Here is an 11,638-nt window from a genome sequence, read left to right on the forward strand (position 1 = left end):
GCAAATGCTCTCGCTCAACAAGCAAATGCTCTCGCTCAACAAGCAAATGCTCTCGCTCAACAAGCAAATGCTCTCGCTCAACAAGCAAATGCTCTCGCTCAACAAGCAAATGCTCTCGCTCAACAAGTAAATGCTCTCGCTCAACAAGCAAATGCTCTCGCTCAACCTGACTTTTGACGGGATGTGGAAAAGGGGATAGACTTTTGCAAGAGGTCTAATATCTGAAGTATGTCAGCACAACTCATCTATCTTTGAAAATCTGCTAAACTTCACGATTCTTAATCATGCCAGCTTCCTCCTGTGGCTGACAGAAGTCACACAATCTAATAGGCTGATCTTAAAGTGGTGATTTTTCACAAAGCTTATCTGCACAAAAAGGTAGGCTTCGTTGTCCAGCACTTTTGGATTGTTGCCTATCCTCTATCATACACTTAGTCGTTAATCTGACAATTCAGGTCATGTGGAAAAGCCCACGAAAACCTAACCCCCTAACCCCCTTACCGATACTCTAACGGGGAAAATTCAAAGTCTTTGACGCCAGATGCAACCCTGCCTTAACCCTAAGAGCGAACAAGTCGGCACAGCCGCAAGGGCGCACTGGCTCCTCCTTAAAGGAAGAGAGAAATAGAAGTGAGGTTTTTCAGATACCGTGAAAAATTAGAGTCGTTAATAGCTACCTATACAGAAAATGCCCCTTAAAATCGTCCAGAACTTTGATAGCAGTTTCACTCTTGAAGCACAAGCTCAAGAAAATTTATTCAATTTATTGACAAGCGTTGCTTTCTTAAACCAAATTTGTCAACAGTTGCAGTGTGAGCAAGTTAAATTTACAGAATTACTTTTTCAACCAGTTCCTTACAGCTTAACTACCACTAAAGGAATGCCAGCAGAATTTGAAAAGTATCATGATTCTGATGAATATGCCATTATCAACGTTCCACCAAATTTCATGTTTAGTGCTAAGATTTTTAAACCCAGTCGCCTTTGTGCAATTTACCAAAAAGTGGAGAAAGGGTAATTTGAAAGATAGTTTTTCCTTAATTAGCAATTCTGAATTTTGAAGGCAAATAGTAAGTTTAATATTTGATGTATGGCTCTTGAAACGAATCTTTCTTCTTTGGCAGCCCTAGAATACATTCCTTACATTGACGATCGCGGCCAATTACCCGAACAATTTCAAGGTAAAATCGGGGTATATGCTATCTTTGACCAAGGAAAAGTGCTGCAATTTGTAGGATACTCTCGTGATGTTTACCTCAGCCTCAAACAGCATTTAGTCCGTCAGCCACAGCAATGCTATTGGGTAAAAGTTCAAACTATTGAACGCCCTAGTCGCACAATTTTAGAAAATACTGAAAATGCTTGGATTGCTGAAAATGGTAGTGTCCCTTGGGGAAATGGGGATCAAAAGGAAAAATGGACTCATCCCCTTGATGTCAAAGTCGTAATGACACCTGAAGAACAGGCAAATTATCAAAATCCAGCTAATGATGAATTAGCACAAATAAAAATTCTTAAAAATGTGGCGCGGAGAGTAGAAGCAGAAATTTCAACGCAATTATTAGAAGTGCGTGGTTTGCAGATGCAAATTCGCTTCAATCCGAAATTAAAAGAAGAAGGATTACTAGATTTGAAGTGAAGGTAGTTTTGGGGAAAACTATCTTTAAAAATATTGCTTGTAATCCAATACGCTTGGGTTAAGGCTAGGACTCTTTTTTTTAACGAACCTTATTAGGCGCAGAGAAGCCAGTGCGCTCTTGCGGTTGAGAGACTTGAAGCAACTGGCGCGACACAGAGAGAAGAGAGAAGAGAGAGAAGAGAGAGAAGGAAAAATTGCTTAACTGAACTGTATTGGCTTGTAATCTCCCATGACAATACAGCTGCTAAACGATCGCTATCAAGTTATCCGCACACTGGGGGCTGGTGGGTTTGGTGAAACCTATCTAGCAGAAGATACCTACATGCCTTCAAAGCGCCGTTGTGTGGTTAAACAGCTAAGACCGATTCACAACAATCCCCAAATTTACCCCAGACGGGTGAAATTGTCTGGCGACAGTATGCAAGTCATGTTAGCCCAATTATGGCAAGAGTAATTGATCAAGCGATCGCTTATCATCCGCGCGATCGCTACCCCACAGCCAGAACAATGCTGGATACTTTGCAGAGCATAGCAAATCCAATTCTACCGACGCAACCCCTGTTGACTCAACCGACTGTAGTCTCTGCACCGCCACCTAAATTGTTGTCAAAATTAGAGCAACAGAATGTAGAGTATATCAGCAAATATCAAGATCGTTACGGCTTGAGATATTTTAATAAATAAGATTTTTGTGATTATACCATTTTTTTGTAATTAAACCATTTCACAAAATATTTGATATATATATAACGGTTCTCCTTTGCATAAACTACTTTTTTAAACCTCACCCCAACCCCTCTCCTTAGCAAAGAGAGGAGAGTATTTGCGTACCTCAAATCGGGGTGAGGTTCAGACTGTATTGCATTAAAGATGAGAACCGCTATATTGGTAGGGGCATACTGCTGTACGCCCTTACACGCAATACATTTATTGCAAATATTCTTGTAAATGCTATACTTTCTAAGTATATTAGCTTGGACTTATCAAAGGATTTCTTGCTACTTATTAGATAATATCTAGCTTGGCTAGTGTAACATAGTAGACAGATTACTAGATATTTAATAGCCTAAAATCGCTCGATATTAGAGGCTAATCCTAGCGAAGTCTATATGGAGTCAGAGCTAAACTGTTTTCTCTTTCCAAAAGTCCATCTCTAGGTACTAGGCAGTTTGAGAACCAGGCATTTATATTTAATATATAAAATTGCTATCTCCAAGATTAGCAATCGATAAGTTAAAGAAATGCCATTTTTATATTTTCTTTGTTATTTTGTATTTAACGGGACAGTTCTTCCTGATTTGGTGGGCTTAAATAACAATTAGTTAAACAATTTCCCCCCAAAGATGCATGTAAATTATTTGCCTTGTGCTTCTTTTCCTTCCGAATTTCCAAGCATAATGCAAATTGCTTAACAGATTACATGTTAATATTCCCAATCGGCAAATAGTTCATCTACACAAGGAAAACCTTGCCTACGACTATGCTTAAAACACTTAATCAGCGTATTTTTCTGCCTGTTTTTGTTAGCCCTTTAGAAGAAAAGAATCAAACAGGTAGTAAAAAGCGATTTGCTAGACCTAAATTAGATTTACTGCAACCATTACGTCAATGGCTGGACAAAATTGAGATTCAGAATCGGAAATTAGCCAAACTTATTGCTAAAGTGATTCCTGCCCAGTGTCCATTCGAGCGCGATCTCATGCTTTTTGGTCGCAAAATAGGGCACATTCCACCAATGTGTAAACTTAATCCGCTTTATAACGAACTTGTCTACTTGCGTTTTCGCGCTTTGTGTTATTTAGTAGATCAGTGTGGAGAGGATATTCAATCCTACTGCTGAACATAACTAGATAAAACACAATATGGAAATTAAAATTGAGCATCAACCTAAGACTTGAACGCCTCAATGAATTAAGTGTCTCTAAATGGGGCATTTGGAAAAAGGAAGTTTCAAAATTTCCTTGGACTTATGATTCTCAAGAAACTTGCTACTTTTTGGAAGGTGATGTTGTGGTTACTCCTGATGGTGGACAGCCAGTGCAAATGGGTAAAGGCGATTTGGTGACTTTTCCTGCTGGCATGTCCTGCACATGGGAAATTACAAAGGATGTGAAAAAACATTATTACTTTGAATAGTCAACAGAAAAGATTGATCCCCGTTATCTAGTTGATGATCCACAATACCAACATCTCATAACTCAATTTGGATTTCTACTATTAAGGGGGTTCGCAGCGATTGTCGTAGGATAAAGTGGCAGAATCGGTAAATTGCTTATATTCATATATCTCGAAATTTCTTGCAACTCCATCTCCTAAACAATATTCATAGAAATAAATAGTTTCATTTCCTCCAAATTTTGTATAAAATTATTGCCAGGTTGGTGGCTGATAACTAAAAATGTGAAAGCCATAGATCCCCGACTAGTTTGAGAAGTCGGGGATCTTATTATTGAAATTTATCGTAGCGATGTCTACGACAAGCCGCTTCTCTTCTTAGGCTACGTCACCACAGAAAATCTAGAGAGTTCATAATCATGTTAGTGGGGTTTTAACAGAGAAAGGTTTCGTCCCACCGCAATTTTATTGAGGAAAATCATCAAAAATGTTACTGCATTTAAGTACTTGGCAAGAAGTCGAAGCTTATTTACAGCAGTCAAAGGGGATTATTTTCCCTATTGGTTCCACAGAACAACATGGGCCAACGGGGTTAATTGGTACTGATGCCATTTGTGCAGAAGCGATCGCAGCTGGTGTAGGTGATGCAACTCAAGCGATCGTTGGCCCTACAATCAATGTGGGGATGGCACTGCATCATACTGCTTTTCCTGGCTCAATCAGTCTGCGTCCCAGCACTTTAATTCAAGTAGTGCGAGATTATGTAACTTGTTTAGCCAAAGCTGGTTTTAGCAAGTTCTACTTTATTAACGGACATGGTGGTAATATCGCCACCCTGAAAGCCGCTTTTTCAGAAACTTACGCGCATTTAGAAGATTTGCAGATTCCCAATGCTCAACAGGTGCAATGTCAAGTGGCAAACTGGTTTATGTGCGGTTCTGTATATAAGCTAGCTAAAGAATTATATGGGGATCAAGAAGGTTCTCATGCAACGCCAAGTGAAGTAGCCCTCACCCAGTACGTTTATCCAAATGCGATTAAGCAAGCATATCTTTCACCAGAAGTTGCAAGCGGACATCGGATTTATAGCGCAGCTGACTTTCGAGTGCGTTATCCAGATGGACGCATGGGATCAAATCCGGCTTTAGCAACGCCTGAACATGGTAAGCAATTTTATGACTTGGCCGTAAAAGAACTTAGCAGTGGGTATTTGGAATTTGTGAACGCACAATAAAAGTCATGGAAAGACGCTGTAGAGATGCGAGTCAAATTGCGTCTCTGCATAAAATATCTTGAGAAGAGTTATGATCAATCCTCCTTTTGCTGAAACTGGCTCAATAACCAAGTTCCAACTTCAGATTGACTCATTTCACGGCTACGGCGTAAAGCTTCCTCTAAAATTGCAATTACTAATCCAGGCAATACTTGTGATTCTTGAATACGTTTACTGCCTTGGTCTGCGATCGCATAGGCGATGATTTGGGCATTTTGCACATCCACTACCCAGTATTCAGCAACGCCTAATTCTTCGTAGAGCGATCGCTTTGTACCCAAATCATCCAGCAGAGATGTTTTTGCAATTTCAATCACCAAATCCGGTGCAGGATAACGATCAAGGTTGACAATTCCTGTACCTGCTGGGATAGTTTGGGCGTTTTCTCTGAGATAATACGCTACATCTGGCTGACAATCCTGAACACCAGTTTTACGAAAAGTCGTTGTGTCTAAACCTGTCGCCAATATTCCTTTAAGTGCTGCAAATAGAGTCACTGCAAAAATAATTACAACATGGTCTTTACCATGATCAAAACTAACTGGTGCCATCTCCAGCCTCATGTGCCCCTTATAGTAGTAACTCTTTGCCTTCTCATTGAGCAAGTTAGCGATCGCTTGCTCATACTCCTCCCAAGAAGCACAAATCCATGTATCTGTCGGTAGCTGGGTTTGTAAATCACTCATTGTCTAACCCTTCTGCCAGTAAGCTATATCTCTTGTAACTCAAATTCTAAACTTCTAGCTCAACTCTTTAACATCTGAAGTGCAAGCTTCGAGTTCTGAGGTTGGATAATGGGGATTGGAAAGCGATCGCTCCTAAATCATCTCATACTTGGCAATTTCGCATTAAAGCTGTATAACCTGCTTGCACAAAATGTCTGTCATAGGCAAGCGCCTCAGCAATAATTTGCTCCTCCATAATTTTGAATGACACGCAATCAGTTTGACTCCACTCTTTATCTGCCCTTTGCTCATAAAGCGTCAACGCCGCCTGAAACTGAATACTGGTTTGTGGAATTATGGTAGTGTTTGGATGGCGATAGAGACTCCTAATAAGATTGGCGGCTGCTTGTCGAAAGTACTCACCTCTAGATGAAAAATCATTCAGTACTTCAGTTAAAACCATTTCACTAGTGACAATATGAGCAGGCTGTAAAGCTTTTGAGAGATTTATCGCTTTGTTATGTAAATCATCATGAGGATTAAGCAACGCTACCCAGTACCCTGTATCTGCAAACACAACCCGCATCAATCTTTTCCTTGTTTCTGTTTCTGGTAGTAATCAAATCTCCTAGCTAAGTCTGTGGGTAATTTTTGCCATTCTTCATCAGGGACTTGGGCAGAGATTTCAGCTACCAATTCCCAAATAGGCACAGCGTTTGGGTCAAAGGAAAGTTCACTTAATTTGGATATCTCGCTGAACATGATGGTAGTTGACAGGTTTTCAGAACCATCTGACGGAGATATCGGCGTATGTTCTGGTTGAAAATTTTGTTTTACCATTCTATTAATTTTACCTGCTTCTTCCATATCGCAGTCTGCATGATGAGGGTTGGAAGGCGATCGCCCGTTAGCAAAAAAGATATCAAGCTATTGTTTCTTCTTAAATTTTGGAGTCAGATGCTCTGGAATATTTTTATTATGTTAACCGCACCCAATCCTTAATGTTGTTCCATGAGAAACGAGCTTTTGGGATATTATGCTTGTGCGATCGCTCTCAAAATCTCAACTTTCAACCTCTGAACTCGGAACTTCGACCTTTTTACTCAAACGTTGAGCCTCTGAACTCGGAAGTTCCACCTTTTTGCTCGAACGTTGAGCCTCTGAACTCGGAAGTTCCACCTTTTGACTCGAACGTTGAGCCTCTGAACTCGGAACTCCGACCTTTTTACTCGAACGTTGAGCCTCTGAACTCAAAAAATGAAGCTCAGAACTCGGAATGTCGTGCTTTTAACTCCAACATTCAAATTCTGAACTTCAACGTTGCATCTTTTAAGTGCAAGTACCGAGCTATTTTCTACAACGCTGCTTTTTGAGACTTGGATTTTCCAGGTTTACGAGCAAATCGTTGTCCCATTTCCACAACCACTGCATCTAAACCCGCGCCTTGTCCACTGGCTTTAGCGTAGTTATACACCTGCAACGCGGCTGCATAAGCTTCACTACCGACTGCAAGAGATGTATCATCTACCAACTCTTGTAACTGCGTCAACGACAACAACACCGGATACAACGCTTCAAATAATTGCACATCCTTCCGCATCTCTTCCAAGTCGAACGATCGCGGTAAAAACTCTGGGTTCTGCGCCGCCACCTCTAATGCTTTGCTTACAAACGCCCGACTCTTATCTCCCATCTTGGGTAAAGTCTTGCGATCGTCGGAATTCAAATCAACCAAGAATGGTAGCTTTTCTTTAATGGTGGTAATGGCTTGCAACACAGCATCTCTGTCTGTTTGTGGCAGTGTTGCACTAATTGGGGTCGTAGACATAGAAATCACTCTCCAGTAAGTTTCTTAAATCTAGAGTGCCCACATATATAACCAAAATCAATCCGCTTGCTTTACTTAAGACTTGATCCTCCCTAACCCTCCGATAAATTGGAGGGAATTAGAGCAAGCCTTTATATTAAGCCCCCCAATTTATCGGCTACGGTGTACACACAAGTCTGAAACAGTTTACTCATCTGGATAAAAGCTACGGTTTTACCCCACCCTAACCCTCCCCTTGTGAAGGGGAGGGAACTAGATTTCCTGTTTCCCCCCTTGATAAGGGGGGATTAAGGGGGGTTGGGGGGATCGGGGTTATCGTAACAATGACTGATTAGGCGTTAACTGGCTCTCAAAACGGCTGTAAACAACTTGAGTTGGATACCAAGAAGAAAACCAGTACAAATCTTGAATAACTTTGCCAGAACGACTCCCATCTGCGAACTCGAAGTGAACCAAACCCAAATTATTAAATCCAACTATTTCTCGCCCCTCCTGAATCCAACGAAATTTCCAAAACATCAGGGGTTGTAACCATTTCCATTTGGCATTTTCGGCTCGTTTCCAGGGAGCTATCAACGATGATATATCTGCTTTGCACTTAGAAGTCTCAACGCTGTTTCGAGGTATCCATTCCAGCACACAATGCCACTCAGAGTTAGTCAGCAACTGGCGATTATGGTGTAATTGTTTCTCTGAAATTTCTACCATATTGGGTGGATTGATCCAACCTATCCAATGTCGCACCTTTTCTGGTAATAACCAATCTTTCAATCGTGTATGAATCAGCCGCGTTAAAATCTCTTCATTCTTCAATGCACTAGCGGTTAATTGCACTAAGACAGACTGTAATTTGGAATGAGTGCGTGCATAAGACAAGTGAGCAACAGAACTGTAGTGGATATCTCCTGATAGAATAACGACTTGTTGACGTTCCTCAAACAAAGTAGTTAGGAATTTTGCCAGTGCTTCAACATTAATGTTCCAGGCATCTCCAACATCCGTTGAAAAAACTTTCTCCTGTTGTAACTGCCAATGATGAATCGAATCAATCACTTGTAATCCAAATACATTGGTGGGCGCAATCACAAATGTTGTTTGAATCTGAGTTTGTTCAGCTATTTGTTGTAAAGGTAAAACTAGTTGTTGCTCAAAGGCTTTTGGACACAACAGCATCGGCGGCGCGATTGGTTTTTGATCGGCTGGATAACCCCGCCAAGTCCGCGTATCCAGCACAATTACTTCATGGCGATCGCTCCTGACTATGTAGTTCCAAGTCAGTGCTTCAGGATGTCGATCCAGAATGAACACTGGACCGTCTCGGACTAAAATAGGTAAATCTGTGTGGGGATCGTTGGCTGGCATACCTACATAACGAGCGATCGCCTCATCAGCCTTTGCATCTCTCCCTTGGGAAGCTGACCAAGTTTGTGCTGCCGCCAACAGCTTTTCACCGGATTTACCTTCTGCAAATTGCTCTGGTGTATTGCCCCAACCTTGAAACACCGTGTAAGCTAACAATGCATTTTGGACTATTCTTCGCCCCAAGGGACGCCCTAATACTCGCAAACACCAAGCTTGGTTCAAATTCCAGTCATCAGTAACATCATGGTCATCAAAGATGGTGTACATGGGAATATTGGCAAGGGCGCGGCGCACTTTCCCAAGGGTATAAATGAATTGTCGCAAATGCCGCACTGCCCGATTCCAGTGCTTGATAGCTTTGCTCTTGCGCGTTACTTCGTGTCCTTTGGGAAATGCGGCGGGCCAGCACACTGGCGACCAAGCTAGTAAATAAGCAGCGTAATACTCACCGAGACTGAAAAGATGACTGTTAACTTTCTCAGATTTATTATGTAATCCTGCGGTCAAACCTGCTTGATTTGTCGCAACTTCAGCCCGCTCTCCAGGGGGTAGTTGCTGGGGAGTGCAGTACACTCCATTCACAGGAAGTTGTTCTTCCCAACCCAAAAGTGCATCACCAAGAGTACTGGCAACCCACAGGGATGGTTGTGCTACATCATCACCGTAAATTTGATCTCCGGTGAGGAATAGCTGGTGAGGGCGGTGTTGTGGTTGATTTGCTTTTGCCTCAATCAAACTGTCGAGAATCGGCAGGGCATCAAAGCCATGACCATGAGGTTTACGGCAGGAAGCATGGACAATTTGCAAATCTTGGAGACGGTTTGGCGGCAGAACAAAGGTTGGTTTTTGATGTTCAAAGTAGCTGATGCTGACTGTAGGAGAGGCGTTTGAGCATAATGCTTGTTGTAGAGTTTGCGGGCTTTGGTCAGCGAGAGTAAATTGGAGGTCGTATGCATAGATGCGATTATTAGTTAAACGATGCCCCTCCGTAGACCGAGCCGTTATAGCAACAATGTGAAGATACTTGCCCAAAGCAAAGGTGGAGTGTTCCCCCTCCAATAAGCAATTTCTTAGTGCTTCACCATCATTTGTTGTGTCATAAACCTTGAGTTCTACCTGACAAGACTGTTTGAGTGCCACCCATACCGTCACTGAGTCGAGTTCAGTATGTTTTAAAATTGGCCCCGCCAAAATTAGTGGCAGTTCTTGTAAAAACTCGTCCCCAGCTTGATACTTCATTGCAAAGAGTTGACAAAGTGGTGGTGTTTTGGATGATGCTGCTTTATTTATAATCCCGATCGCACTTAATTATACTTTGGCGAGAGTAATAAAAAAGGGCTAATTCATTTACAGCTTGTTGTCCCCCCGTCAGGTGAAAATCAGAACTTTTCTAGCAATTTCATCCCTACGCTTTTACAATAACTATCAACGCACTCTAAAAGAAAAAGAACCCTCATTCCTTCAACACTAAGGAGCCAGTAATGCACACAACACCCTTGAATGTAAGTTCTACAAATGAAGTAGAACCAATTACTGCAACCATTGAATCGGTCACCGAGTCTAATGTCGCCGATGTCGTTGCAGTTGGGGTGCTAGCGTTTAACGCAGACCCGGCATCACGATGGTTATATTCTGAACCTCGCCAATATCTGACCTATTTCCCGCAATTTATTAGCCTTCTTGGAGGTAAAGCCTTTGAGCATAATACTGCTTACTATATCGACGACTACTTTGGTGCAGCACTTTGGCTTCCACCCGGAATCGAACCAGATGCCCAGCCTCTAATTGACCTAATTCAGCACAGCGTTGCCGAGCAAAAGCAAGCCGATATGTTTGCTGTGCTAGAACAGATGGCACACCATCACCCGACTGAGCCACATTGGTATTTGGCAATTCTAGGAGTTGAACCCAAGCAGCAAGGCAAAGGATATGGATCTGCCTTGATACAGAAAATCTTGCGAGAATGCGATCGCACCCAAACCCCTGCCTATCTCGAATCCTCAAACCCAAGTAATGTCCCCTTTTATGAGCGGCACGGGTTTGAAGCGATCGGTACTATTCAAGCAGGTACATCGCCAACGCTGTTTCCAATGATTCGTTACCCAGATCGGAAGACTGAAGGATAGCGAGCGATGATGCGATCGCTACTCTTCCATAGTCCAGCATAAATTTATCAAAAGAGGAAGGTTGTCCGTATCGTGCCAATTACAGCATCATTGTTATTTTGATTCTGTCCTGGATTCACGAGCCAAGTTACCCCTGGAGTAATGGAAATGTTGTCATTCAATTGATGGCGATAAAATGCTTCAAAGTGAAATGGGAGATCGTTTCGCACTCCGCTGGCGCGTTGAGTTGCCGTTGGATTACCCAAGTAAGGTTCTACACCTGCAACGATTCCTAGCAAATTGCCCTGTTTACCGAAGTCAGGTAATCCAATTCCTAGCCCATAGCTCCAAATATTCCGACTACTTTCACGATCGTTGAGGAAGTCTGCATTCGTATACGAAAAGAATCCGTTGACCAAGAATTGCGGATTAGTCTGCCAAGAAAAGGTTGCTCCGTAACTATTGACTTTTGCTGGAGTCAGACCAGGCGATTGATTTGCTGCAAGCGTTCCAACTAATCCACTCACTGGAGTTTAGACTAAAAGCGATATGAGAGAACGCAAATCAAATGGAATTAGAGATTAAAAATATTATCTTGTCAGCCTCAAAGCATCCGCGACCTTTAACAATTCTGTAGTATATCTGCTCCAG

At 42.0% G+C, this 11,638-nt stretch carries 13 protein-coding genes and 2 pseudogenes; 9 read left to right on the top strand and 6 right to left on the bottom strand.

Annotated features, from left to right (window positions below; all coding sequences use genetic code 11):
- The first annotated feature begins 688 nt into the window (after positions 1 to 688).
- From LC653_RS41605 to LC653_RS41630, 7 genes and pseudogenes are all read left to right on the top strand, one after another.
- A complete protein-coding gene (locus LC653_RS41605; RefSeq protein ID WP_229501139.1) occupies positions 689 to 1,018 on the top strand; it encodes a hypothetical protein in 330 nt (109 codons plus the stop codon).
- Positions 1,019 to 1,090: 72 nt separating this feature from the next.
- The gene (locus LC653_RS41610; RefSeq protein WP_229501140.1) at positions 1,091 to 1,639 is read left to right on the top strand and encodes a GIY-YIG nuclease family protein; all 549 of its coding nucleotides are present in this window, start codon (positions 1,091 to 1,093) and stop codon (positions 1,637 to 1,639) included.
- Positions 1,640 to 1,868: 229 nt separating this feature from the next.
- A pseudogene (locus LC653_RS48120) lies at positions 1,869 to 2,027 on the top strand (serine/threonine protein kinase); the annotation flags it as partial.
- A gap of 53 nt (positions 2,028 to 2,080) precedes the next feature.
- Complete coding sequence (locus LC653_RS48125) at positions 2,081 to 2,323, top strand: hypothetical protein (RefSeq protein ID WP_443689870.1); 243 nt, start codon at positions 2,081 to 2,083, stop codon at positions 2,321 to 2,323.
- Positions 2,324 to 3,119: 796 nt separating this feature from the next.
- Positions 3,120 to 3,479 carry a Mo-dependent nitrogenase C-terminal domain-containing protein gene (locus LC653_RS41620; RefSeq protein ID WP_229501141.1) on the top strand — a complete coding sequence of 120 codons (360 nt, stop codon included), beginning with the start codon at positions 3,120 to 3,122 and terminating at the stop codon, positions 3,477 to 3,479.
- A gap of 22 nt (positions 3,480 to 3,501) precedes the next feature.
- Positions 3,502 to 3,775 (top strand): annotated as a pseudogene (locus tag LC653_RS41625) (cupin domain-containing protein).
- Positions 3,776 to 4,241: 466 nt separating this feature from the next.
- Positions 4,242 to 4,988, top strand: a complete 747-nt coding sequence (locus LC653_RS41630) for a creatininase family protein (RefSeq protein ID WP_229501142.1) — start codon at positions 4,242 to 4,244, stop codon at positions 4,986 to 4,988.
- A gap of 74 nt (positions 4,989 to 5,062) precedes the next feature.
- Here the strand turns inward: LC653_RS41630 and LC653_RS41635 are convergent, their stop codons facing one another.
- The 3 genes from LC653_RS41635 to LC653_RS41645 all read right to left on the bottom strand — a co-directional run bounded on the left by LC653_RS41635 (position 5,063) and on the right by LC653_RS41645 (position 6,532).
- Entirely contained in the window at positions 5,063 to 5,713 is a 651-nt protein-coding gene (locus LC653_RS41635; protein ID WP_229501143.1) for a Uma2 family endonuclease, read from the bottom strand.
- A gap of 142 nt (positions 5,714 to 5,855) precedes the next feature.
- Complete coding sequence (locus LC653_RS41640) at positions 5,856 to 6,278, bottom strand: type II toxin-antitoxin system VapC family toxin (protein WP_229501144.1); 423 nt, start codon at positions 6,276 to 6,278, stop codon at positions 5,856 to 5,858.
- Complete coding sequence (locus tag LC653_RS41645; protein ID WP_229501145.1) at positions 6,278 to 6,532, bottom strand: hypothetical protein; 255 nt, start codon at positions 6,530 to 6,532, stop codon at positions 6,278 to 6,280. Before LC653_RS41645 ends, LC653_RS41640 begins: the two co-directional genes overlap by 1 nt.
- Positions 6,533 to 6,639: 107 nt before the next feature.
- Here LC653_RS41645 and LC653_RS41650 point away from each other — a divergent pair, with 107 nt between their 5' ends.
- Complete coding sequence (locus tag LC653_RS41650; protein ID WP_229501146.1) at positions 6,640 to 7,065, top strand: hypothetical protein; 426 nt, start codon at positions 6,640 to 6,642, stop codon at positions 7,063 to 7,065.
- On the opposite strand, the gene LC653_RS41655 is transcribed toward LC653_RS41650, so the two are convergent.
- Positions 7,047 to 7,520, bottom strand: a complete 474-nt coding sequence (locus LC653_RS41655) for a hypothetical protein (protein ID WP_229501147.1) — start codon at positions 7,518 to 7,520, stop codon at positions 7,047 to 7,049. The genes LC653_RS41650 and LC653_RS41655 overlap by 19 nt on opposite strands.
- Positions 7,521 to 7,832: 312 nt before the next feature.
- Entirely contained in the window at positions 7,833 to 10,121 is a 2,289-nt protein-coding gene (locus tag LC653_RS41660; RefSeq protein WP_229501148.1) for an alkaline phosphatase D family protein, read from the bottom strand.
- A gap of 242 nt (positions 10,122 to 10,363) precedes the next feature.
- Here LC653_RS41660 and LC653_RS41665 point away from each other — a divergent pair, with 242 nt between their 5' ends.
- Positions 10,364 to 11,008 (top strand): GNAT family N-acetyltransferase, encoded by a 645-nt coding sequence (locus LC653_RS41665; protein WP_229501149.1) that lies wholly within the window; start codon positions 10,364 to 10,366, stop codon positions 11,006 to 11,008.
- 47 nt (positions 11,009 to 11,055) lie between these two features.
- Here the strand turns inward: LC653_RS41665 and LC653_RS41670 are convergent, their stop codons facing one another.
- Entirely contained in the window at positions 11,056 to 11,514 is a 459-nt protein-coding gene (locus LC653_RS41670; protein ID WP_229501150.1) for an iron uptake porin, read from the bottom strand.
- Positions 11,515 to 11,638: the final 124 nt, after the last annotated feature.

Source organism: Nostoc mirabile CHAB5784, from assembly GCF_020829645.1.
Lineage (GTDB): Bacteria > Cyanobacteriota > Cyanobacteriia > Cyanobacteriales > Nostocaceae > Nostoc > Nostoc mirabile.

Excerpts from the sequence above, each read along its gene's own strand:
- LC653_RS41645 (WP_229501145.1), bottom strand. The coding sequence starts at position 6,532 with ATGGTAAAACAAAATTTTCAACCAGAACATACGCCGATATCTCCGTCA.
- LC653_RS48125 (WP_443689870.1), top strand. The coding sequence starts at position 2,081 with ATGGCAAGAGTAATTGATCAAGCGATCGCTTATCATCCGCGCGATCGC.
- LC653_RS41605 (WP_229501139.1), top strand. The coding sequence starts at position 689 with ATGCCCCTTAAAATCGTCCAGAACTTTGATAGCAGTTTCACTCTTGAA.
- LC653_RS41655 (WP_229501147.1), bottom strand. The coding sequence starts at position 7,520 with ATGTCTACGACCCCAATTAGTGCAACACTGCCACAAACAGACAGAGAT.
- LC653_RS41620 (WP_229501141.1), top strand. The coding sequence starts at position 3,120 with ATGCTTAAAACACTTAATCAGCGTATTTTTCTGCCTGTTTTTGTTAGC.
- LC653_RS41665 (WP_229501149.1), top strand. The coding sequence starts at position 10,364 with ATGCACACAACACCCTTGAATGTAAGTTCTACAAATGAAGTAGAACCA.
- LC653_RS41635 (WP_229501143.1), bottom strand. The coding sequence starts at position 5,713 with ATGAGTGATTTACAAACCCAGCTACCGACAGATACATGGATTTGTGCT.
- LC653_RS41610 (WP_229501140.1), top strand. The coding sequence starts at position 1,091 with ATGGCTCTTGAAACGAATCTTTCTTCTTTGGCAGCCCTAGAATACATT.
- LC653_RS41630 (WP_229501142.1), top strand. The coding sequence starts at position 4,242 with ATGTTACTGCATTTAAGTACTTGGCAAGAAGTCGAAGCTTATTTACAG.
- LC653_RS41640 (WP_229501144.1), bottom strand. The coding sequence starts at position 6,278 with ATGCGGGTTGTGTTTGCAGATACAGGGTACTGGGTAGCGTTGCTTAAT.
- LC653_RS41660 (WP_229501148.1), bottom strand. The coding sequence starts at position 10,121 with ATGAAGTATCAAGCTGGGGACGAGTTTTTACAAGAACTGCCACTAATT.